General features: G+C 70.7%; 19 protein-coding genes. 17 read left to right on the top strand and 2 right to left on the bottom strand.

From position 1 onward, the window contains the following. Positions 1-109: 109 nt before the first annotated feature. The 7 genes from rsmD (at position 110) to mutM (ending at position 5,442) form a co-directional block, all read left to right on the top strand. Entirely contained in the window at positions 110-694 is a 585-nt protein-coding gene (rsmD, locus tag OG214_RS11080) for a 16S rRNA (guanine(966)-N(2))-methyltransferase RsmD (protein ID WP_365903277.1), read from the top strand. 26 nt (positions 695-720) lie between these two features. Beyond that, positions 721-1,200 (top strand): pantetheine-phosphate adenylyltransferase, encoded by a 480-nt coding sequence (gene coaD, locus OG214_RS11075; protein WP_363081636.1) that lies wholly within the window; start codon positions 721-723, stop codon positions 1,198-1,200. 98 nt (positions 1,201-1,298) lie between these two features. Then, positions 1,299-2,459: an ATP synthase F0 subunit B gene (locus OG214_RS11070; protein ID WP_363081629.1), complete on the top strand. Its 1,161-nt coding sequence runs from the start codon at positions 1,299-1,301 to the stop codon at positions 2,457-2,459. A gap of 191 nt (positions 2,460-2,650) precedes the next feature. Beyond that, positions 2,651-3,286, top strand: a complete 636-nt coding sequence (locus tag OG214_RS11065; RefSeq protein WP_405987473.1) for a YceD family protein — start codon at positions 2,651-2,653, stop codon at positions 3,284-3,286. A gap of 2 nt (positions 3,287-3,288) precedes the next feature. Then, entirely contained in the window at positions 3,289-3,462 is a 174-nt protein-coding gene (gene rpmF, locus OG214_RS11060; RefSeq protein WP_030753522.1) for a 50S ribosomal protein L32, read from the top strand. A gap of 19 nt (positions 3,463-3,481) precedes the next feature. After that, on the top strand, positions 3,482-4,459 hold the full coding sequence (rnc, locus tag OG214_RS11055) for a ribonuclease III (protein WP_405984645.1): 978 nt from the start codon (positions 3,482-3,484) through the stop codon (positions 4,457-4,459). Between the two features lie 122 nt (positions 4,460-4,581). After that, on the top strand, positions 4,582-5,442 hold the full coding sequence (gene mutM / locus OG214_RS11050) for a bifunctional DNA-formamidopyrimidine glycosylase/DNA-(apurinic or apyrimidinic site) lyase (RefSeq protein ID WP_405984644.1): 861 nt from the start codon (positions 4,582-4,584) through the stop codon (positions 5,440-5,442). A gap of 58 nt (positions 5,443-5,500) precedes the next feature. On the opposite strand, the gene OG214_RS11045 is transcribed toward mutM, so the two are convergent. Beyond that, positions 5,501-6,421 carry a CAP domain-containing protein gene (locus OG214_RS11045; protein ID WP_405987472.1) on the bottom strand — a complete coding sequence of 307 codons (921 nt, stop codon included), beginning with the start codon at positions 6,419-6,421 and terminating at the stop codon, positions 5,501-5,503. A 145-nt stretch (positions 6,422-6,566) separates the two neighbouring features. Here OG214_RS11045 and OG214_RS11040 point away from each other — a divergent pair, with 145 nt between their 5' ends. The 5 genes from OG214_RS11040 (at position 6,567) to ftsY (ending at position 14,431) form a co-directional block, all read left to right on the top strand. After that, complete coding sequence (locus tag OG214_RS11040; protein ID WP_405984643.1) at positions 6,567-6,848, top strand: acylphosphatase; 282 nt, start codon at positions 6,567-6,569, stop codon at positions 6,846-6,848. A gap of 382 nt (positions 6,849-7,230) precedes the next feature. Then, positions 7,231-7,449 (top strand): hypothetical protein, encoded by a 219-nt coding sequence (locus tag OG214_RS11035; RefSeq protein WP_363081622.1) that lies wholly within the window; start codon positions 7,231-7,233, stop codon positions 7,447-7,449. A 200-nt stretch (positions 7,450-7,649) separates the two neighbouring features. Continuing rightward, a complete protein-coding gene (locus OG214_RS11030; RefSeq protein ID WP_405984642.1) occupies positions 7,650-11,492 on the top strand; it encodes an AAA family ATPase in 3,843 nt (1,280 codons plus the stop codon). A 197-nt stretch (positions 11,493-11,689) separates the two neighbouring features. Then, positions 11,690-13,111 (top strand): sugar porter family MFS transporter, encoded by a 1,422-nt coding sequence (locus tag OG214_RS11025; RefSeq protein ID WP_405984641.1) that lies wholly within the window; start codon positions 11,690-11,692, stop codon positions 13,109-13,111. 105 nt (positions 13,112-13,216) lie between these two features. Further along, positions 13,217-14,431, top strand: coding sequence for a signal recognition particle-docking protein FtsY (ftsY, locus tag OG214_RS11020; protein WP_363081619.1), 1,215 nt, complete (start codon positions 13,217-13,219; stop codon positions 14,429-14,431). 81 nt (positions 14,432-14,512) lie between these two features. On the opposite strand, the gene OG214_RS11015 is transcribed toward ftsY, so the two are convergent. Beyond that, entirely contained in the window at positions 14,513-15,169 is a 657-nt protein-coding gene (locus OG214_RS11015) for a bifunctional DNA primase/polymerase (protein ID WP_363081618.1), read from the bottom strand. A 427-nt stretch (positions 15,170-15,596) separates the two neighbouring features. Here OG214_RS11015 and OG214_RS11010 point away from each other — a divergent pair, with 427 nt between their 5' ends. From OG214_RS11010 to ffh, 5 genes are all read left to right on the top strand, one after another. Next, positions 15,597-17,075 (top strand): hypothetical protein, encoded by a 1,479-nt coding sequence (locus tag OG214_RS11010; protein ID WP_363081617.1) that lies wholly within the window; start codon positions 15,597-15,599, stop codon positions 17,073-17,075. 311 nt (positions 17,076-17,386) lie between these two features. Further along, positions 17,387-18,673 carry an ammonium transporter gene (locus tag OG214_RS11005; protein ID WP_363081616.1) on the top strand — a complete coding sequence of 429 codons (1,287 nt, stop codon included), beginning with the start codon at positions 17,387-17,389 and terminating at the stop codon, positions 18,671-18,673. Further along, positions 18,670-19,008 carry a P-II family nitrogen regulator gene (locus tag OG214_RS11000; protein WP_093593309.1) on the top strand — a complete coding sequence of 113 codons (339 nt, stop codon included), beginning with the start codon at positions 18,670-18,672 and terminating at the stop codon, positions 19,006-19,008. Before OG214_RS11005 ends, OG214_RS11000 begins: the two co-directional genes overlap by 4 nt. A gap of 16 nt (positions 19,009-19,024) precedes the next feature. Beyond that, positions 19,025-21,496: a [protein-PII] uridylyltransferase gene (locus tag OG214_RS10995; RefSeq protein WP_405984640.1), complete on the top strand. Its 2,472-nt coding sequence runs from the start codon at positions 19,025-19,027 to the stop codon at positions 21,494-21,496. Positions 21,497-21,739: 243 nt separating this feature from the next. Continuing rightward, positions 21,740-23,299, top strand: coding sequence for a signal recognition particle protein (gene ffh / locus OG214_RS10990; RefSeq protein ID WP_363081459.1), 1,560 nt, complete (start codon positions 21,740-21,742; stop codon positions 23,297-23,299). Positions 23,300-23,327: the final 28 nt, after the last annotated feature.

Raw genomic sequence — 23,327 nt, 5'->3', positions numbered from 1 at the left:
GTGGGTGCGGAGCCGCCCCTCCGCACCACCCCGGCCCCGAGGACCTCCGCACTCCGTACTTCCGTGCCTCCCCGGAACCGCCCGCCCACGACCCGAGGACCCGACACCCATGACCCGCGTGATCGCCGGTGCCGCCGGCGGACGCCGCCTCGCCGTCCCGCCCGGCCACGGCACCCGCCCCACCTCCGACCGTGCGCGTGAAGGCCTCTTCTCCAGCTGGCAGTCGCTCCTCGGCACCCTCGACGGCATCCGCATCGCCGATCTGTACGCCGGCTCCGGCGCCGTCGGCCTGGAGGCGCTCTCGCGCGGCGCCGCGCACGCCCTGCTGGTCGAGGCCGACAGCCGCGCCGTCCGTACCGTCCGCGAGAATGTGGCGGCGCTCGGTCTGCCCGGCGCGGAGGTCCGGCTGGGCAAGGCCGAGCAGATCGTGCTGGGACCGGCCCCCGACACGCCGTACGACCTGGTGTTTCTCGATCCCCCCTACGCCGTCACGGATGACGATCTTCGGGAGATTCTGCTCACACTCCGGGCCAATGGCTGGCTCAGCGGCGATGCCGTCGCCACCGTGGAACGCAGCACCCGGGGTGGGGAGTTCGGCTGGCCGGAGGGTTTCGCGCCACTGCGGTCCCGTCGCTACGGCGAGGGAACGCTTTGGTACGGTCGCGCCGCCTCTACGTGCGAAGACACACCATGACCGGACCGGAGAGCGAGGGAGTTCAGTTGCGCCGCGCCGTCTGTCCGGGGTCCTTCGACCCCATCACCAATGGACATCTCGACATCATCGCCCGAGCCTCCAAACTGTACGACGTCGTACATGTCGCGGTAATGATCAATCAGTCCAAAAAAGGGCTGTTCGCCATCGAGGAGCGGATCGCGCTGATCCGTGAGGTCACCGCCGAGTTCGGCAATGTCGAGGTCGAGTCCTTCCACGGTCTGCTCGTCGACTTCTGCAAGCAGCGCGACATCCCCGCCATCGTGAAGGGCCTGCGGGCCGTGAGCGACTTCGACTACGAGTTGCAGATGGCCCAGATGAACAACGGCCTCTCGGGCGTCGAGACCCTGTTCGTCCCCACCAACCCCACCTACAGCTTTCTCTCGTCCTCCCTGGTCAAAGAGGTCGCGACCTGGGGCGGAGACGTCTCCCACCTGCTGCCTCCGGCCGTCCACACGGCCCTGATGGAACGCCTCGGCAAGAGCTGACGCACCGACTGCCCGTCATCCGGTGTCGGACCGGCTCGCGGTGGCCTTACAGTCGTTGCGTCCGTCTTCCAACCAGTCTGAGAGAGTGGCGAGCACCGGTGGACGTGCAGAAGAAGCTCGACGAGATCGTCGACACGGTGGGCAGTGCCCGCTCCATGCCCATGTCGGCGTCCTGCGTGGTGAACCGCGCCGAGCTGCTCGCGATGCTCGAAGAGGTACGGGAAGCGCTTCCCGGCTCGCTGGCACAGGCCCGGGAACTGCTCGGCGGCCATGAACAGCTCGCCGAGCAGGCCCGGCAGGAGGCCGAGCGCATCATCGCGACGGCCCATGCCCAGCGCACCACGCTGATCTCCGACACCGCGGTCGCCCGCCAGTCCCAGGACGAGGCCGCCCGTATCCTCGACGAGGCCCGCAGGGAGGCCGAGGAGATCCGCGCCGAGGCGGACGACTACGTCGACTCCAAGCTCGCCAATTTCGAGGTCGTCCTCACCAAGACCATCGGCTCCGTCGACCGCGGCAGGGAGAAGCTGCTCGGCCGCGGACCCGGCGCCGACGACCACGGATACGGCGCCGGTGAGGGGGACGACACCGACGACGCCCCCGAGTACAGCGCCGATCCCGACACCCTGATCAGGCGTGCCGACGACTATGTGGACGCCAAGCTCGGCGCCTTCGAGGCCGTACTGTCCAAGACCCTCGAAGCCGTCGGACGCGGCCGGCAGAAGCTCCACGGCCGTATCGCCTCGGACGATCTCGGGGCGCACATGGCGGCCCAGGACGCGGCGGGACCGCAGGGGCGCAGCAGCGACGCGGACTATCTGGCGGACCTCGCGGAGACACCCCGGGCCCCCGTGGAGCCGCCCGTACCGGCCCAGCGGCCGTACGCCGATCCCGCACCCGTTCCCAGCCCCGTCCCCGCGCCCGCCTACACCCAGCCCGCCGACGCGTACCCCGGGACCGGCTACCAGGACCCCGCGTACGCCGCCGACGGCGGTTACGGCGGCTACCAGCAGCAGGACGCGTACGCCTATCAGCAGGACCCCTACGCGTACCAGCAGCAGGACTACGGCCAGGGGCAGAACCAGGGGTACGACCCGAACTACGGCTGGCAGCAGCCGCCCGCGCCCCAGGCCCAGCTCCCGGCGCTGCCCGCGCTGCCGGCGTCCCCCGAGCAGCAGAGCGCCCTCGAAGAGACCAGCCTCTTCGACACCAGCATGATCGACATGGATCAGCTGCGCCGCTACGAACAGGGACGCTGACCCCGGCGGACCGCGGGATCCGGGCGGACGGACGGGCCGGACAGGCCGGGACGGACCGGATTGGGCCTATCGCTGCCGGTCCAGTACCCTGGCTCTTCGGCCGCGTGTATGCGCGTATGTCTGCGGGCCCGGCTGCCCGGTTCGCTTCCGCGACGGTAGCGGCCCCCACACGATCCGAAAGCGGGAAAGCCCTGAACGCGCGTCTCGACCACCGCAACCCCCTCGTGTTCGACACGCACGAACTGGGGAGGCGCCCTGGTGCGCTCCAGAGGCTGACCCGCCCGGTGCCCGCCCCCAAGGACTTCGGTATCGCGGGGGTGATCGGAGCGCCCGAGGGCGCTCCGGTGGAGCTGGAGCTCCGTCTCGAATCGGTCATGGAAGGGGTGCTCGTCACAGGCACCTCCCGTGCCGTGGCCGAGGGGGAGTGCGTAAGGTGTCTGGAGCCGTTGCGCCAAGAGGTGACAGCGGACTTCCAGGAGCTGTTCTCGTACCACGACGCCGACGACCGGGGCCGCCTCCGCGCGGAGCCGGACGCCGACGAGGACGACGAGGACAGGCTCTTCATCGAGGACGGACTCTTCGACCTCGAACCCGTGCTGCGTGACGCGGTGGTGCTCGCACTGCCGATGCAGCCGGTGTGCCGGGAGAGCTGCGCCGGTCTGTGTGCCGAATGCGGGATCAGGCTGGACGGGGACCCGGGCCACCACCATGACGCCGTCGACATCCGTTGGGCGGCACTGCAGGGACTCGCCGAGACCGTCAAGGACGGCGAGAAGGACAACATGGGCGGCGCCGAAGCGGGCGTCGACGAGAAGCAGGAGAAGTAGCCGTGGCTGTTCCGAAGCGGAAGATGTCGCGCAGCAACACGCGCCACCGCCGGTCGCAGTGGAAGGCTGCGGTCCCCACCCTGGTTGCGTGCGAGCGCTGCCAGGAGCCGAAGCTCCAGCACATCGCGTGCCCGAGCTGCGGCACCTATAACAAGCGCCAGGTCCTCGAGGTCTGAGCGGCTGGTGAGAGGCTCGATGTCTGAACTGTCCCCTGACAAGAAGCAACCAGACAATGGCAGTTCGGCCTCGTCCCACACGCTTCTGGAAGGGCGGCTCGGGTATCAGCTCGAGACCGCCCTTCTGGTGCGTGCGCTGACCCATCGTTCGTACGCGTACGAGAACGGCGGTCTGCCGACCAACGAGCGGCTCGAATTCCTCGGGGATTCGGTGCTCGGTCTGGTGGTCACGGACACGCTGTACCGCACCCACCCCGATCTGCCCGAAGGCCAACTGGCCAAATTGCGGGCCGCGGTGGTCAACTCGCGCGCACTGGCGGAAGTGGGCCGCGGCCTCGAACTCGGCTCCTTCATCCGGCTCGGCCGGGGTGAAGAGGGCACGGGTGGCCGGGACAAGGCGTCCATCCTCGCCGACACCCTTGAAGCGGTGATCGGCGCGGTCTATCTCGACCAGGGCCTCGGCGCGGCGTCGGAGCTGGTGCACCGGCTCTTCGACCCGCTGATCGAGAAGTCCTCCAACCTCGGGGCCGGCCTGGACTGGAAGACCAGTCTCCAGGAGCTGACCGCGGCGGAGAGTCTCGGGGTCCCCGAGTATCTCGTCACGGAAACGGGTCCCGATCACGAGAAGACCTTCACTGCTGCCGCCCGCGTCGGTGGTGTCTCGTACGGCACCGGCACCGGCCGCAGCAAGAAGGAGGCGGAGCAGCAGGCGGCGGAGTCCGCGTGGCGGGCCATCAAGGCCGCGGCGGAGGAACGGGCGACGGCGGAGCGTACAGCCGTCGGCGCTCCGGACGAAGCCGAAGCCGAAGCCGGCGTGGAAGCCGTGGCCCAGGTCCGGGCCCAGGCCGACAGCGAGACCGGGGCCGGAGCGGAACCCGGCGTCGAGGGTGCGGCCGATGGAGAAGGGGCCACCGACAGCCCTTCCGCCTCGCCACCGTCCTCGCCGGCCGCCCCGGCACCGGAAGAGCGGCCACCCGGCGAACCGGCCGGCGCCTGACCGTCCGTACTCCCCTTCCGGTACGCCCCTCCCGCCGCCGTCGGTGTGAGGGGCGTACACCGTTCCACGTGTCGGCCTGTTCGCCTGTCTGTCCGTTCGTCCGTTTTCCGTGGAGGAGTCCCGTGCCCGAGCTTCCCGAGGTCGAGGTCGTCCGGCGTGGACTCGAACGCTGGGTGAGCGGCAGAACGGTCGCCGAGACCGAGGTGCTGCACCCGCGCGCGGTACGGCGGCATCTCGCCGGCGCCGAGGACTTCGCGGCCCGTCTCAAGGGACACACCATCGGTACGGCCCGCCGTCGTGGCAAGTATCTGTGGCTGCCGCTCGCTGACACGGAGACCGCGGTCCTCGGCCATCTCGGGATGAGCGGCCAGCTTCTCGTCCGGCCCGAGGACGCGCCCGACGAGAAGCATCTGCGGATCCGTGTCCGCTTCGCCGACACGCTCGGCACGGAGCTGCGCTTCGTCGACCAGCGGACCTTCGGCGGTCTCTCCCTCCACGAGACCACCCCCGACGGACTGCCGGACGTCATCTCGCACATCGCCAGGGACCCGCTCGACCCCGCCTTCGTCGACGGCGACTTCCACACCGCGCTGAGGCTGCGCCGTACCACGGTCAAGCGCGCCCTGCTCGACCAGTCACTGATCAGCGGGGTCGGCAACATCTACGCCGACGAGGCGCTCTGGCGTGCCAAGGTCCACTACGAACGGCCCACCGCGACTCTCACCCGGCCGCGCTCCGTCGAGCTGCTCGGTCATGTACGGGACGTGATGAACGCGGCGCTCGCGGTCGGCGGCACCAGCTTCGACAGTCTGTACGTCAATGTGAACGGCGAATCGGGTTACTTCGACCGCTCGCTGGACGCGTACGGACGTGAGGCCGAGCCGTGCGGGCGCTGCGGGACCCCGATCCGCCGCCGGCCGTGGATGAACCGTTCCAGCTACTTCTGTCCGCGCTGTCAGCGGCCGCCGCGCGGCGTCTCGTAACGCTCCTGGGACGAGCCCGGTGGCTTCCCGGGCGGACCCTGGAAGCCGGAGTCCCGCGTCAGAAGCCGAAGTCCTGCGTCCACCAAGGGCCGCCGGAGCCGGTGTGGACACCGACGCCGAGCCGGGTGTAATCGCAGTTCAGTATGTTCGCGCGATGGCCCTCGCTGTTCATCCAGGAGTCCATCACCGCCTGGGCGGTGGCCTGCCCGCGGGCTATGTTCTCGCCGCCGAGACCCTGCACGCCCGCCGCTTCCGCGCGGTCCCAGGGAGTCCTGCCGCCGGGGTCGGTGTGGTCGAAGAAATCGCGCGCCGCCATGTCCTCGCTGAAATCCTGGGCCAGCCCGCCCAGAGCGGCATCGGCCCGCACCGGAGCGCATCCCGCCTTCGCGCGCTCCTCGTTGACCAGGCTGAGCACGGCAGCCGCCGTGGAGCCCGTCGCCGCGGGCGTCTCGACGGCACGGGTCGTGGTCTGCTCGGGGGCCGGGGTCCGGCTGACGAACGGGGACGCGCTCTGCTTCTCGGGCTCCGCCTTGGGCTTCGGCGGGGCCGGTACGGCGGTCCTGGTCCGCTGCGAGGGAATGCCGGACGGCTTCGCGGCGCCGGTGGGAGAGGCCTTCTGCGAGGCGGACCGAGGCTGTCCGGCGGACGCTGCCGGGGACGCCGGGGTCTCGCGGGTCGGCTCGGCGGACGAGCCGCCCTGCTCCTCCAGCTCCGGGGCACCCTCGGTGCGTATCTGCCCGTCGGGGGTGCCGCCGCCCACGGTGTACTCGCCGCCGCCGGGCAGCAGACCCGAGGCCACGGCGACCGCGCCCACGGCCATCGCCGCGGAGGCGCCCAGCAGGCCCGTACGGATGGGAGCGACGACCCGTCCCTTCCTGCGCGGAGCGCCCCGGTGCCGGGCCGCCGTACCGTCGTACTCCTCGGCGGCGGGCCCGCCCGCTGCGGCGGCGGGTGCGGCGGCGCGTCGATGGCGTCCCATCTGCTTGCCTTCCTCATGCTTCTCGACGGCAACGTGTCTCACCCGTTCGAGTGAGGCTCATTGCGACGGGACTGTACGGCATGACGTGTGGGGCCGCCGGGGCCACTGAGCAATTGGCTGGTTGGCTACGCGTATGACAGAACGCGTGACAGAAGACGCACGACTCACGGCCTGGGTGCGCGGCCGGGTACAGGGAGTGGGATTCCGCTGGTTCACCAGGGCGAACGCGCTGGAGATCGGTGGTCTCAAGGGTTTCGCCGTGAATCTGGACGACGGCAGGGTGCAGATCGTCGCCGAGGGGCCACGTGAGAATTGCCACCGTCTCCTGGAGTGGCTGCGCTCGCCCGACACACCCGGGCGCGTAGACGGAGTGACTGAGATCTGGGACACCCCGCGCGGCGGCTACGAGAGCTTCGCGATCCGCTGAACCCCCCTCGCCGAGGGGCCGCCCGATGAGCCGTGCACATGCCCGGGGCACCTGCCCAGGCCCGCGATGACCTGGTGGTTGCCAAGAACGGCCGACCGTGCCAGGCTGCCCGGTTAACGAAGATCTGGACGCCCTCCGGGCCCCGCGGGAGAGCCGGCGCCGCGCATGCAGCGGCCGTGTACCCCGGGCGGCCCGTCGGCACGGGCTGTGATCGTGTTGACCGTCAAACTTTTTGGTGAGAGTCTGGAATCCCCGCGCACCTTAGCTGTTTGGCAGTAAAGAACCGCAGTGAAGAACAAGCACTGCCAGGCACCGCGGGTGCGATTTCCCTCACGACCCACACCGCATCCGGTCGGTCACTCAGTGTGGAGGACCATCCATCATGGCAAAGGCGCTTCTCGGTTATGTCGGCGGTTCCGACCCGCGACTCCTCGCCGAGATGCGACGGCTTCAGCAGCGCGTCCAGGACCTCGAATCCGAACTCGTACGGATCCAGTCCGAGAACGACGCGTTGAACGCCGCCGTCGCACAGCACCCTGGAGAGTCGCTGCTCGACAGCATCGACATCGATGTTCACCAGGCGGAGCCTGCGCTCACCTGACGACAGCCCCCCTCGGGGTCGGGTGAGAAACACTCTCGCAAGAATATGCAAGGGACGCTTCGGCGTCCCTTCTTTCTTTCCATTTTCCGCTGTATGAACCATTGTTGGCGCCGCAACGACTTTCTTAACGTCTGATGTGCCCTGCGCGTTCGGCGGTGAAACCGACAGCGGACTATCGGGGCGGGGTAGAGTCCGGCGGCGTGCATCTCAAGGCCATGACCCTGCGCGGGTTCAAATCCTTCGCCTCCGCCACGACGCTGCGCTTCGAGCCCGGAATCACCTGTGTCGTCGGGCCGAACGGCTCCGGCAAGTCCAATGTGGTGGACGCGCTCTCCTGGGTCATGGGCGAGCAGGGTGCCAAGTCGCTGCGCGGCGGCAAGATGGAAGACGTGATCTTCGCCGGGACGACCGGCCGCCCGCCGCTCGGACGTGCGGAGGTCTCGCTCACCATCGACAATTCCGACGGTGCGCTGCCGATCGACTACGCGGAAGTCACGATCACCCGGATCATGTTCCGCAACGGGGGCAGTGAGTACCAGCTCAACGGTGACACGTGCAGACTGCTCGACATCCAGGAACTGCTCTCCGACTCCGGTATCGGCCGCGAGATGCATGTCATCGTCGGACAGGGCCAGCTCGACTCCGTACTGCACGCCGATCCGACCGGGCGCCGCGCCTTTATCGAGGAGGCGGCGGGCGTTCTGAAGCACCGCAAGCGCAAGGAGAAGGCGCTGCGGAAACTGGACGCGATGCAGGCGAATCTCGCCAGGGTCCAGGACCTCACCGACGAGCTGCGCCGTCAGCTCAAACCGCTCGGGCGGCAGGCCGCGGTCGCCCGGCGGGCCGCCGTCATACAGGCCGATCTGCGCGACGCGCGGCTGCGGCTGCTCGCCGACGATCTGGTGCGGCTGCGCGAGGCACTCCGTACGGAGATCGCGGACGAGGCCGAGCTGAAGCAGCGCAAGGAGGACGCGGAGCGCCGGCTCAGGGCGGCGCTCGCGCGGGAGGCGGAGCTGGAGGACGAGGTCCGGCGGCTGGCACCACGGCTCCAGCGGGCCCAGCAGACCTGGTACGAGCTGTCCCAGCTCGCGGAGCGCGTGCGCGGTACGGTCTCGCTGGCCGACGCCCGGGTGAAGAGCGCGACCGCGGCGCCCACGGAGGAGCCCAGGGGACGCGATCCCGAGGACATGGAGCGTGAGGCCGCCCGGATCCGTGAGCAGGAGGCGGAGCTGGAGGCCGCGCTGGAGGCGGCGGAGCACGCCCGGGAGGACACCGTCGCGCACCGCGCCGAGCTGGAGCGGCAACTGGCCGCGGAGGAGCGCGGACTCAAGGACGCCGCGCGGGCCATCGCCGACCGGCGCGAGGGCCTCGCCCGGCTGACCGGCCAGGTCAACGCGGCCCGCAGCAGGGCCGCCTCGGCCCAGGCGGAGATCGGCCGGCTCGCGGCGGCCCGGGACGAGGCGCGGGAGCGCGCCGCCGCCGCGCAGGAGGAGTACGAGCAGCTCAAGGCCGAGGTGGACGGACTGGACGCCGACGACCATGAACTGGCCGGGCGGTACGAGGCGGCCCGGGGCTCGCTGGCCGGGGCGGAGACCGCGCTGACGGCGGCGCGCGAGGCCGCCACCACGGCGGAGCGCACCCGCGCGGCCGTCGCCGCCCGCCATGACGCGCTCGCCCTCGGGCTGCGCCGCAAGGACGGCACGGGCGCCCTGCTCGCCGCCCGTGACCGTCTCTCCGGACTGCTCGGCCCGGCCGCCGAACTGCTCACCGTCACCCCGGGCTACGAGATCCCGGTGGCCGCGGCCCTCGGCGCCGCCGCCGACGCGATCGCGGTCGCCGGTCCCGGCACGGCGGCGGAGGCGATCCGTCTTCTGCGTAAACAGGACGCGGGCCGCGCCTCCCTGCTGCTGGCGAGCACGGCCGGGCCCGAGCCGTACCCCGGGACCCATGACGCGGCGGCCGCCGTCCCCGGCCAGGCGGGAGGTCCGGCGGGCGGACCGGTGGCGCGGCGCGGTGAGACATGGGCGGAGCCCCGGACCGGGACGGCCGCGAGCGTGCCCGGCCAGTCGGGTGACGGCGGTGAGACACCTGCCGGCGTGACCGGTACGGCCGGTACGGCTCCCGGGGTGCCCGGTCAGGCGGGGGCCGGCCCGGGTGATGGACCGGGCGGGACAGTCGATGCGGACGGCACGCGGAGCGCGGCCCGCTCCGACCCGCCCGTCCGTACCGCCGTCGCCGCGGGCGGACCGTATGCCGCCGATCTCGTACGGGGCCCCGCCGCGCTGATGGAGGCCGTACGGCACCTCGTGCGGAACACCGTTGTCGTCGGCACGCTCGAAGAGGCCGAGGACCTTGTCGCCGCGCGGCCCGGCCTGACCGCCGTGACCGCCGAGGGCGATGTCCTCGGGGCGCACTTCGCCCAGGGCGGGTCCGCGGGGGCGCCCAGTCTGCTGGAGGTGCGGGCGTCCGTCGACGAGGCCGCCGCCGAGCTGGCGGAGCTGGCCGTACGGTGCGAGGAACTGGCCGAGGAGCAGCGGCTGGCCGTCGAGCGGCGGGCCGGGTGCGCCGCGCTGGTGGAGGAGCTGGGGGAGCGGCGCCGGGCCGCCGACCGGGAGAAGTCCGCCGTGTCCGGGCGGCTCGGCCGGCTCTCCGGGCAGGCCAGGGGCGCGGTGGGCGAGGCCGAGCGGACCGCCGCCGCCGTCGCCAAGGCCCAGGACGCGCTGGAGCGCGCCACCGCCGAGGTGGCGGAGCTGGCGGAGCGGCTGCTTGTCGCCGAGGAGGCCCCGGTGGAGGAGGAGCCCGACACCTCCGTACGGGACCGGCTCGCCGCCGATGGCGCCAACGCCCGTCAGACCGAGATGGAGGCCCGGCTTCAGGTCCGTACCCACGAGGAGCGGGTGAAGGGGCTCGCGGGCCGGGCCGACGCGCTCGACCGGGGGGCGCGCGCCGAGCGTGCCGCGCGGGCGCGCGCCGAGGAGCGGCGCGCACGGCTGCGCCATGAGGCCGAGGTGGCCGGCGCGGTCGCGGCGGGCGCCCGGCAGCTTCTGGCCCATGTGGAGGTGTCGGTCGTACGGGCCGAGGCCGAGCGTGTCGCGGCCGAGGCGGCCAAGGCCGAGCGTGAGAGGGAGCTGGCCGCCGAGCGGAACCAGGGCCGCGACCTCAAGAGCGAACTGGACAAGCTCACCGACTCGGTCCACCGCGGCGAGGTGCTCGGCGCCGAGAAGCGGCTGCGGATCGAGCAGCTGGAGACCAGGGCGCTGGAGGAGCTGGGTGTCGAACCGGCCGGGCTGATCGCGGAGTACGGCCCCGACCAGCTCGTCCCCCCGTCGCCGCCCGCCGAGGGCGAGGAGCTCCCCGACGATCCCGAGCATCCGCGCAATCAGCCGAAGCCCTACGCACGGGCGGAGCAGGAGAAGCGGCTCAGGGCGGCCGAACGGGCCCATCAGCAGCTCGGAAAGGTCAATCCGCTCGCCCTTGAGGAGTTCGCGGCGCTGGAGGAGCGGCACAAGTTCCTCTCCGAGCAGCTCGAAGACCTCAAGAAGACCCGGGCCGATCTGCTTCTCGTGGTGAAGCAGGTCGACGAGCGGGTCGAGCAGGTCTTCACCGAGGCATTCCGGGACACGGCCGTTCAGTTCGAGGGCGTCTTCTCCCGGCTCTTCCCCGGCGGCGAGGGACGGCTGATCCTCACCGACCCGGAGAACATGCTCACCACCGGTGTGGATGTGGAGGCCAGGCCCCCGGGCAAGAAGGTCAAACGGCTGTCCCTGCTCTCCGGCGGTGAACGGTCGCTGACGGCCGTGGCGTTGCTCGTATCGATCTTCAAGGCCCGGCCGAGTCCGTTCTATGTGATGGACGAGGTCGAGGCGGCGCTCGACGACACCAATCTCCAGCGGCTGATCCGGATCATGCAGGAGCTCCAGGAGAGCTCCCAGCTCATCGTGATCACACATCAGAAGCGGACGATGGAGGTCGCGGACGCGCTGTACGGGGTCTCCATGCAGGGCGACGGTGTCTCCAAGGTGATCAGTCAGCGGCTGCGCTGACACTTCTTCGCGCTCTCCTCGCGCCCTCCCCACTGCCCTCCTCGCGCCTCCTCACCGGTCTCCGTGGTGACCGCGCCGGGCGGGGGCCGGGCTGTTTCCCTCTCCAGGTGGTGGGCAGCCGGGAGTTGTGCCCCACTGGAGGGGCTTGCCACATCCCCCACGCCCGGTGACGCGGCCGGGCGGCCCCAGGAGATCATGTGACCAGCACAGCGAAGCCGCCGCCGCCGACCGGAGACCGGGCCCCTCACCCGGAGCACCTCAGCCATGTCATCTTCATCACGGCGGCGGCCGCGATGGGCGGCTTCCTCTTCGGCTACGACAGTTCGGTGATCAACGGCGCTGTCGAGGCCATCCGCAGCCGGTACGACATCGGCTCCGCGGCCCTCGCCCAGGTCATCGCCGTCGCGCTGATCGGCTGTGCGATCGGCGCGGCGACGGCGGGCCGGATCGCCGACCGGATCGGCCGTATCCGCTGTATGCGGATCTCCGCGGCCCTCTTCACCATCAGCGCGGTCGGCTCGGCGCTGCCCTTCGACATCTACGACCTCGCGGTCTGGCGGATCGTCGGCGGCTTCGCGATCGGTATGGCGTCGGTGATCGGCCCCGCGTACATCGCCGAGGTCTCCCCGGCCGCCTACCGCGGCCGGCTCGGCTCCTTCCAGCAGGCGGCGATCGTCATCGGTATCGCCCTGTCCCAGCTGGTGAACTTCGGCATCCTTCAGCTCGCGGACGGCGACCAGCGCGGCAGGCTCCTGGGCCTGGAGGCCTGGCAGTGGATGCTCGGAGTGATGGTCGTCCCCGCGCTGCTGTACGGGATGCTCACCCTCGCCATCCCCGAGTCGCCGCGCTACCTGATCTCCGTGGGCCGCACCCGGCGGGCCAAGGAGGTGCTGGCCGAGGTCGAGAACAAGGAGGTCGACCTGGACGCCCGGGTCGCCGAGATCGAGCAGGCGATGCGCCGTGAGCACAAGTCGGCCTTCCGGGATCTGAGGGGCAGCCGGTTCTACTTCCTGCCCATCGTGTGGGTGGGTATCGGGCTCTCGATGTTCCAGCAACTCGTCGGGATCAATGTCGCCTTCTACTACTCGGCGACGCTCTGGCAGTCGGTCGGCGTCGACCCGTCCAGCTCGTTCTTCTACTCGTTCACGACGTCGATCGTGAACATCATCGGCACGGTGATCGCGATGGTGCTGGTGGACCGGGTCGGCCGCAGGCCGCTCGCGCTCATCGGCTCGGCCGGAATGGCGCTCGCGCTCGCCTTTGAGGCCTGGGCGTTCTCCGCCCCCCTCGTCAACGGTGAGCTGCCGGCCACCGAGGGTGCCGTCGCGCTGGTCGCGGCTCATGTGTTCGTGCTCTTCTTCGCGCTCTCCTGGGGTGTCGTCGTCTGGGTCTTCCTCGGCGAGATGTTCCCGAACCGGATCCGGGCGGCGGCGCTCGGTGTCGCAGCGGCGGCCCAGTGGATCGCCAACTGGGCGATCACGGCGAGCTTCCCGAGTCTGTCCGACTGGAATCTCTCGGGCACGTATGTGATCTACACCTGCTTCGCGGTGCTCTCCATCCCCTTCGTGCTGGTGTTCGTCAAGGAGACCAAGGGCAAGACGCTGGAGGAGATGGGCTGATCGGGCGGGCACCGTCACGGCAAAGGCTCCGCGTCGTGACGTGGGTCCCTGTGCGATCCTCTGAGCTCGGGGCCGGGACCGGCCGTGGCTGATACTGGGAGCGTTATGGAACTCGTCATCCTTGTTGTAGTCATCGCCCTGGTCGCGGTCGTCGCGATCGGCGGGCTCGTGGTCGGCAGCCGCAGAAGGAAGAAGCCGCCGCCTTCGTCACCGTCGAGTACGCCGACCATCACAGCCCCGCCCGCCGAACCGCACGTAGGCGACGAGGCCGAGGAATCGCGCGAGGAGCCGCGCCGCACGATCGAGGAGGTCGGTCTCCCCGACTCGACCGGCACCCGGGTCGTCATCGAGGAACCGGCCGCCGCCGAGCCCCTCGTGCCGGCGATCGAGATCCCCGAGCCGACGGCGGGCCGGCTGATCCGGCTGCGCGCCCGGCTCGCGCGCTCGCAGAACTCCCTCGGCAAGGGGCTGCTGACGCTGCTGTCCCGCGAGCACCTGGACGAGGAGACCTGGGAGGAGATCGAGGACACCCTCCTCACCGCGGATGTCGGTGTCGCGCCCACACAGGAACTGGTCGAGCGGCTGCGGGAGCGGGTGCGGGTACTCGGCACGCGGACGCCGGACCAGCTCCGCACCCTGCTCAGGGAGGAGCTGGTCCAGCTTCTCGGTACGGACTTCGACCGCGCGGTGAAGACCGAGAGCGGGCTCGACACCCCGGCCGTCGTGATGGTCGTCGGTGTCAACGGCACCGGCAAGACCACGACGACCGGCAAGCTGGCGCGGGTGCTGGTCGCGGACGGGCGGTCGGTGGTGCTCGGCGCGGCGGACACGTTCCGCGCCGCGGCGGCCGATCAGCTCCAGACCTGGGGGGAGCGGGTCGGCGCCCGTACCGTACGCGGTCCCGAGGGCGGCGACCCGGCGTCGATCGCCTTCGACGCGGTCAAGGAAGGCATCGCGGAGGGCGCGGATGTCGTCCTGATCGACACCGCGGGCCGGCTGCACACCAAGACCGGGCTGATGGACGAGCTGGGCAAGGTCAAGCGGGTCGTGGAGAAGCACGGGCCGCTGGACGAGGTGCTGCTCGTCCTGGACGCGACGACCGGGCAGAACGGGCTGGTGCAGGCGCGGGTGTTCGCGGAGGTCGTGGATGTCACCGGCATCGTGCTGACGAAGCTGGACGGCACGGCGAAGGGCGGCATCGTGATCGCGGTGCAGCGGGAGCTGGGCGTACCGGTGAAGCTGGTGGGGCTGGGCGAGGGCGCCGACGACCTGGCGCCGTTCGAGCCCGAGGCGTTCGTGGACGCGCTGATCGGGGACTGACCCCTCGGGGCGGAGCGGAGTGGCGCCGGGAGCGGGAGGCCGGGGAGGCCGGAGTGGCTGCCCCCGCCTCCCGCCCGCGCTTCAGGATGTCGACGAGCGATGGCAGATATACGCCAGGGTGCCCAGCAGCAGCCGGGCCTGGGGCGGATCGGCCGCGTTGTCCAGCGACGGGGGACGCAGCCAGCGGACCGGGCCCAGCCCCGGCATCTCCGAGGGCGGGGCCATGACATGGCTGCCCGGACCCAGACCGCGCAGATCCAGATCGGCGTCGTCCCAGCCCATCCGGTAGAGCAGCTCGGGCAGTTCGGCCGCGGCGCCCGGCGCGACGAAGAAGTGGGCGCGGCCCGCCGGGGTCGCCATGACCGGGCCCAGCGGCAGGCCCATCCGTTCCAGCCGCACCAGCGCGCGGCTGCCCGCGGGCTCCGCCACCTCGATGATGTCGAAACCGCGGCCCACCTGGAGCAGCACCGCCGCGCCCGGCACCTCCGACCAGAGCCGGACGACCTCGTCGAGCGTGGCGCCCGCCGGCACCTCGGGGCGGAAGTCCAGCGGATGGGCGCCCGGCGACGCGCAGTCCGCCGAGCCGCAGGAGCACACTCCGCCCACGGCCCGCGCGCCGGGAACGACGTCCCAGCCCCAGAGTCCTGTGTACTCCGCCACCGCGGTGCACTCTGTCGTCCGGCCGCGGCGCCGTGAGCCGGACCGCATCTCCCGGATGCCGCCGATCGTGAAGCCCATGCCCCCTCCAACGGGTTGAACTCGCCGGTGGTTACGTCTCGCAGTCTGCCCGTGACACTCCGTCGCCACCGGGGCGGTAAAGGCGGCGCGAAGTGGCACTTGGGGTAGTGCGACCCGATGTGCGCGCCCGGGGGCGCAGTGCTCCACGGGCCGCTGATCAATGTGTGTCAAGTCAATCGCGCCCCGTGGGAGGCGAGTTCATTCGAAGGGGTGGCGAATGGTGGCGTTTGTGGAATCACCCTCGCTGGACGGGTGATCGTAGGATTACTTTCAGTGCACGGACCGTGGGGAAAAGCACACGCGTGGGTATGCCGGGGGCAACTCGGTTTCCTGTTCGAAGGGGCGCAACCTCAGGACAGGCGGCCACCATTGACGGCATTCTGGTACCGGTTCGCGCGACAGGGCTTCAGCGGATGGGGGCGTTCCAGTGGGCGGCAGCGGCGCAGGCGGTACGAATACCGGCAAGCGTCCGAATGAGCGACTCGGCTCGTGGTTCCTGCGCAGCGGCTGGTCGAAAGGCGAACTGGCACGTCAGGTCAACCGCAGAGCGCGGCAGATGGGCGCGCACCACATCAGCACGGACACCTCGCGCGTGCGCCGCTGGCTCGACGGCGAGCAGCCGCGCGAACCGATCCCGCGTATTCTCTCCGAGCTCTTCTCCGAGCGCTTCGGCACCGTCGTCGGCATCGAGGAACTGGGACTGCGCACCGCGCATCAGTCGCCCTCGGCGTCCGGTGTCGATCTGCCCTGGGCCGGACCGCAGACGGTCGCCCTGATCAGTGAATTCTCGCGGAGCGATCTGATGCTGGCGCGGCGCGGTTTTCTCGGCACCTCATTGGGGCTCGCCGCGGGTCCCGCCCTGGTCGAGCCCATGCAGCGCTGGCTGGTGCCCATTCCGACGGGAGATCCGGGCGGACCCGAGATCGAGTCCGTCCCCTCGCACCGGCCGTCCAAGCTCTCCGGGGCCGAGCTTGAACTGCTGGAGTCGACCACCGCGATGTTCCGCCAGTGGGACGCGCAATGCGGCGGCGGCCTGCGGCGCAAGGCGGTGGTCGGTCAGCTCCACGAGGTGACCGATCTGCTCCAGGAGCCGCAGCCCGAGGCCACCGCGCGGCGGCTTTTCCGCTGCGCGGCCGAGCTGGCCGAGCTGGCCGGCTGGATGAGTTATGACGTGGGCCTCCAGCCCAATGCCCAGAAATACTTCGTACTCGCCCTGCACGCGGCCAAGGAGGCCGGCGACAAACCGCTCGGCTCGTACATCCTTTCCTCGATGAGCCGTCAGATGATTCATCTGGGCCGGCCCGATGACGCGCTGGAGCTGATCCATCTCGCGCAGTACGGCAGCCGTGACTGCGCCACCCCCCGGACCCAGGCGATGCTGTATGCGATGGAGGCGCGCGCGTACGCAAACATGGGACAGCCGAGCAAGTGCAAGCGGGCCACCAGGATGGCCGAGGACACCTTCTCCGACGCCGGGCTCGACGGTGAGTCCGAGCCCGACTGGATCCGCTTCTTCTCCGAGGCCGAACTCAACGCGGAGAACGCCCACTCGTACCGCGATCTCGCCTATGTCGCCGGCCGCAGCCCCACCTACGCCTCCCTCGCCGAACCCCTCATGCGGCGCGCCGTCGACCTCTTCGGGAAGGACGACGAGCACCAGCGTTCGTACGCGCTGAACCTGATCGGCATGGCCACCGTCCACCTCCTCAAGAAGGAGCCCGAGCAGTCCACCGCCCTGGCCCAGCAGGCCCTGAAGGTGGCGCGCAAGGTGCGCTCCGAGCGCGTCAACACCCGGCTGCGCAAGACCGTGGACACGGCGGCCAGGGACTTCGCCGACGTCACGGAGGTCACCGATCTCACCGATCTGCTCACGTCCCAGCTGCCCGAGTCCGCCGAGGCCGTCTGAAGCGGCCGGCACGCGCGACGGACATCGAAGCCCCGGCCGCGGCACCCACCCCGTACCGCCCGACACGGCTCCCCCGCCGCCAGGTCAGCAGGGTGGGGCCGCGGCCGGTTTCCGATGTCCGCAGAGGGTATCCGGGACCGCTGCGAGGTTCCGCCGGTTCATCGGCTCGTAACACGCAGGTAGCCTTCGTCACGGGTGTGAAACATCGAGCGGCACTGACGGAAACCGCGTTGCGCCAATCTCCTCAGCACAAGTCGGCCCATACCTTGAGCATCCGCACGGGCCGTTCCGACCGCGAGGAGACGCTGGCCTTGAATGGCGCAGATACCGCATTCGTACTGATCAGTGCCGCGCTCGTCATGCTGATGACGCCCGGCCTGGCATTTTTCTACGGCGGCATGGTGCGGGTGAAGAGCGCCCTCAACATGCTCATGATGTCCTTGATCTCGCTCGGTATCGTCAGTGTGCTGTGGGTGCTGTACGGCTACTCACTCACCTTTGGTGACGACATCGGCGGCGGGCTCCTGGGCAACTTCGACCACATCGGTCTGAAGGGCATTTCGGCGGAGACGCTGACCGGGGGCAAGGAAGGCATTCCCGTCTTCGCCTTCGCCCTCTTCCAGCTCATGTTCGCCGTGCTCACTCCCGCGCTGATAAGCGGTGCACTGGCCGACCGGGTGAAGTTCAGCGCCTGGGCGCTGTTCATCACCCTCTGGGTCTCCGTGGTGTACTTCCCGATCGCCCACTGGGTCTGGCAGTCCGACGGCTGGCTCTTCAAGCTCGGCGTCATCGACTTCGCCGGTGGTACCGCGGTTCATATCAACGCCGGTGTCGGAGCACTCGCGGCCGTTCTCGTCGTCGGCAAGCGGATCGGATTCAAGAAGGACCCGATGCGGCCGCACAACCTGCCGCTCGTCGTCCTCGGCGCCGCTCTGCTGTGGTTCGGCTGGTTCGGCTTCAACGCCGGTTCGGCGCTGGCCGCCAACGGCACCGCCGCCCTGATGGCCTTCAACACCCAGATCGCCACCGGCGCCGCGATGCTCGGCTGGCTGATCTACGAGCGCATCCGCCACGGCGCGTTCACCACCCTGGGTGCCGCCTCCGGCGCGGTCGCCGGCCTGGTCGCCATCACCCCGTCCGGTGCCGCGGTCAACCCCTTCGGCGCCCTGCTCATCGGTGTCGTGGCCGGTGCGGTCTGCTCCTGGGCCGTCAGCCTCAAGTTCAAGCTGGGCTACGACGACTCCCTCGACGTGGTCGGTGTCCACCTCGTCGGCGGTGTGATCGGCACCCTGCTCGTCGGTGTCCTCGCGATCGACGGCGTCGGCGGCGGTTCGCAGCTCGGCAAGCAGGCCGTCGGTGCGTTCTCGGTGATGGCGTACTCCTTCGTGGTCTCCTGGATCCTCGCGAAGATCGTCGACGCCACCATCGGCTTCCGCGCCTCCGAGGACGACGAGACCAGCGGTGTCGACATGGCCTTCCACGCCGAGACCGCGTACGACTACAGCGCGGTGGGAGGGTCTCCGTCGGGCCGTAGTAGCGTGCCCGCCGCCAACCAGGACGGGATCGCCGCGGCGACGAACAAGAAGGTGGACGCATGAAGCTCATCACCGCAGTCGTGAAGCCACACAGGCTGGACGAGATCAAGGAGGCGCTCCAGGCCTTCGGTGTCCACGGGCTCACGGTCACGGAGGCCAGCGGATACGGCCGGCAGCGCGGTCACACCGAGGTCTACCGGGGTGCGGAGTACACCGTCGACCTCGTACCGAAGATCCGCATAGAGGTGCTGGTCGAGGACGGGGACGCGGAAGAGCTCATCGATGTGGTGGTGAAGGCCGCCCGCACCGGCAAGATCGGTGACGGGAAGGTATGGAGCGTGCCGGTCGACACGGCGGTCCGGGTACGGACCGGCGAGCGCGGTCCGGACGCCCTCTAGAGACGGGAACGACTGGGTGACGAGCCTCGAAGAGACGACCGAACAGACAGACTCGGGACCCAGCGGCTATGCGGCGGCCCGGCTGCGCCTTCTCCAGGAGAAGACGCGGCCAGGGCCGCCGCGCCGTGCCGCCCTGGCCCGGCTGACCGACGACTGGCTGAACGCGCTGTTCACCACCGCCGCTCAGGAGGCCGGAGTGCGCGGCGCGGCCCTCGTGGCCGTCGGCGGCTACGGACGGGGCGAACTGTCCCCGCGCAGCGACCTCGATCTGCTCCTCCTGCACGACGGCAAATCCGGTCCGGGCGCCATCGCCGCCCTCGCCGACCGGGTCTGGTACCCGGTCTGGGACCTCGGACTCGCCCTCGACCACTCCGTACGCACCCCCGGCGAGGCCCGCAGAACCGCGGCCGAGGACCTCAAGGTGCAGCTCGGACTTCTCGACGCCCGGCATGTCGCGGGCGATCTGGGTCTGGTCACCGGGGTGCGGACCGCGATCCTCGCCGACTGGCGCAACACCGCGGTCAAGCGCCTCCCCGCCCTGGACGAACTGTGCCGGGAGCGGGCCGAGCGCCACGGCGAACTGCAATTCCTGCTGGAGCCCGACCTCAAGGAGGCCAGGGGCGGTCTGCGCGACGCCACCGCGCTGCGCGCCGTCGCCGCGTCCTGGCTCGCGGACGCGCCCCGCGAAGGGCTCGCCGACGCCCGCCGCGCGCTCCTCGACGTACGGGACGCCCTGCATCTCACGACGGGACGCGCCACCGACCGGCTCGCCCTCCAGGAACAGGACCCCGTCGCCGCGGAACTCGGCCTGCTCGACGCCGATGTCCTGCTGCGGCAGGTCTACGAGGCCGCGCGCACGGTCTCGTACGCCTCCGACGTCACCTGGCGCGAGGTCAACCGGGTGCTGCGCTCCCGGTCCGTACGCCCCCGGCTGCGGGCCATGCTGGGCAGTAAACCCGCCCCCGAACGCACCCCGCTCGCCGACGGTGTCGTGGAGATGGACGGCGAGGCCGTGCTGGCCCGGACCGCGCGCCCCGAACGGGACCCCGTACTGCCCCTGCGCGCCGCGGCCGCCGCCGCCCAGGCCGGTCTGCCGATCTCGCTGCACGCCGTACGGCGCCTGGCCACCGCCGCGAAACCGCTGCCGGTGCCCTGGCCGGCCGAGGCCCGCGAGGAACTCGTCACCCTGCTCGGCGCCGGTGAGTCCACCGTGCCGGTCTGGGAGGCGCTGGAGGCCGAGGGCCTGATCACCCAGCTGCTGCCCGACTGGGAGCGGGTGCGCTGCCGGCCCCAGCGCAACGCCGTCCACACCTGGACCGTCGACCGCCATCTCGTGGAGACCGCCGTCCAGGCCTCCTCGCTCACCCGCCGGGTGAGCCGTCCCGACCTGCTGCTCGTCTGCGCGCTGCTGCACGACATCGGCAAGGGCTGGCCCGGCGACCACTCCGTGGCCGGTGAGGTCATCGCCCGGGACGTGGCCGCCCGGATCGGCTTCGACCAGGAGGACATGGGCGTCATCGCCACGGTCGTACGCCACCATCTCCTGCTCATCGACACCGCGACCCGGCGCGATCTGGACGACCCCGCGACCGTCGCCTCGGTCGCCGCCCGTATCGGCTCCGTCAGCACGCTGGAGCTGCTGCACGCCCTCACCGAGGCCGACGCGCTCGCCACCGGACCCGCGGCCTGGTCGTCCTGGCGTGCCTCGCTCGTCGACGATCTCGTCGCACGGGTCGCCGCGGTCCTCGCGGGCGACGCGCCCGCCGAGCCCGAGCCCACCGCGCCCAGCGCCGAACAGGAACGGCTGGCCGTCGAGGCGCTGCGCACCGGCGATCCGGTGCTCTCGCTGCGCGCCCAGGCCGAGACCCGGCAGGAGGAGGACGGCACACCGGAGCCCGTGGGGGTCGAACTGCTCATCGCCCTGCCCGACCAGCCGGGCGTACTGCCCGCCGCGGCCGGGGTGCTGGCCCTGCACCGGCTCACCGTACGGGCGGCCGATCTGCGCGCCATCGAACTGCCCACGGAGCTGGGCGGCACCGCGGGACCGGGCGGCGGCACCACGGAGGTGCTGCTGCTGAGCTGGCGGGTCGCGGCCGAGTACGGCTCGCTCCCGCAGGCCGTCAGGCTCCGCGCCGATCTCGTAAGGGCCCTGGACGGTTCACTGGACATCCCCGCCAGGCTCGCCGAGCGCGAGGCGGCCTACCCGCGCCGCCGGGGTGTGCAGGCGCCGCCGCCACGGGTGACGGTCGCGCCGACGGCCTCGCAGCTCGCGACGGTCATCGAGGTCCGCGCCCAGGACGCGCCGGGGCTGCTGCACCGTATCGGGCGGGCCCTGGAGGAGGCGGCGGTACGGGTGCGCAGCGCCCATGTCTCGACGCTGGGCGCGAACGCGGTGGACACGGTCTATGTCACACGCGCGGACGGTTCCCCGCTCCCGGAGGCGGACGCGGTGGACCTGGCGAAGGGACTGGAGGCGGCCCTGAGCTGACGCCCGCGGTGACGGACGTGACGCCCGCGGTGACGGGCGTGACAGGCGCCGGCTCATGGCGGCGGGCTCGTGGCGACGGGTCCCGGGGCATCGGCCGTACGGTGGAGCGTGCCACCCGTACGGCCGTGCCCGCCGCGGGGCAGACCTCATCGCACGCGGCCGGATACCCTGGGGGACGGTCTGTCCTTCACCGAGCGGGGACGGCCCCCTCATCCGCTCCCGACCTGAGGATCCGCGACCACCGTGTTCGACACTCTCTCCGACCGCCTCTCAGCGACGTTCAAGACCCTTCGCGGCAAGGGGCGGCTGTCCGAGGCGGACATCGACGCCACCGCGCGCGAGATCCGTATCGCGCTCCTCGAAGCGGATGTCGCACTGCCCGTCGTCCGCGCCTTCATCGCGAATCTCAAGGAACGGGCCCGCGGCGCCGAGGTGTCCCAGGCGCTGAACCCGGCCCAGCAGGTCCTCAAGATCGTCAACGAGGAACTGGTCGGTATCCTCGGCGGTGAGACCCGGGTCCTGCGCTTCGCCAAGCAGCCGCCGACCGTGATCATGCTCGCGGGCCTCCAGGGCGCCGGCAAGACCACCCTGGCCGGAAAGCTCGGTCTCTGGCTCAAGGGCCAGGGCCACACCCCGCTGCTCGTCGCCTGTGACCTCCAGCGTCCCAACGCCGTCAACCAGCTCTCGGTCGTCGCGGACCGCGCGGGTGTCGCGGTGTACGCGCCGGAGCCGGGCAACGGCGTCGGCGACCCGGTCAAGGTCGCCAGGGACTCCATCGGCTACGCGAAGACCAAGCAGTACGACGTCGTCGTCGTCGACACCGCGGGCCGCCTCGGTATCGACCAGGAGATGATGAAGCAGGCCGCGGACATCCGCGACGCCGTCAGCCCCGACGAGACGCTCTTCGTCGTCGACGCGATGATCGGCCAGGACGCGGTCAACACCGCCGAGGCCTTCCGCGACGGCGTCGGCTTCGACGGTGTCGTGCTCTCCAAGCTGGACGGCGACGCCCGTGGCGGCGCGGCCCTCTCCGTCGCGCATGTCACCGGCAAGCAGATCATGTTCGCGTCGAACGGTGAGAAGCTGGAGGACTTCGACGCCTTCCACCCGGACCGTATGGCGTCCCGCATCCTCGACATGGGTGATCTGCTCACCCTGATCGAGCAGGCGGAGAAGACGTTCAGCCAGGCCGAGGCCGAGAAGATGGCCTCCAAGCTGGCGAGCAGCAAGGGCGGCAAGGACTTCACGCTGGACGACTTCCTGGCCCAGATGGAACAGGTCAGGAAGATGGGCAGCATCAGCAAGCTGCTCGGGATGCTGCCCGGTATGGGGCAGATCAAGGACCAGATCAACAACATCGACGAGCGGGACGTGGACCGTACCGCCGCGATCATCAAGTCGATGACTCCGGGCGAGCGCACTGACCCGGTCATCATCAACGGCTCGCGCCGGGCCCGTATCGCACGGGGCTCCGGGGTCGAGGTCAGCGCGGTGAAGAACCTCGTGGAGCGGTTCTTCGAGGCCCGCAAGATGATGTCGAGGATGGCGCAGGGCGGCGGGATGCCGGGGATGCCGGGCATGCCCGGGATGGGCGGCGGACCCGGGCGTACGAAGAAGAAGCAGAAGCAGGCCAAGGGCAAGCAGCGCTCGGGCAACCCGATGAAGCGGAAGGCCGAGGAGCAGGCCGCGGTCGCACGGCGCGAGGAGGCCGCCGCGCAGCCGGGCGGCGCGTTCGGTCTGCCGGCCGGGGACCAGGACAAGAACTTCGAACTGCCCGACGAGTTCAAGAAGTTCATGGGCTGACCGGTCGGCCCTAACCGGCCGGCTGGCC

Origin of the sequence: Streptomyces sp. NBC_00872 (assembly GCF_045161915.1) — a bacterium.
Lineage (GTDB): Bacteria > Actinomycetota > Actinomycetes > Streptomycetales > Streptomycetaceae > Streptomyces.
This window is presented reverse-complemented; position numbering and strand designations above follow the sequence as displayed.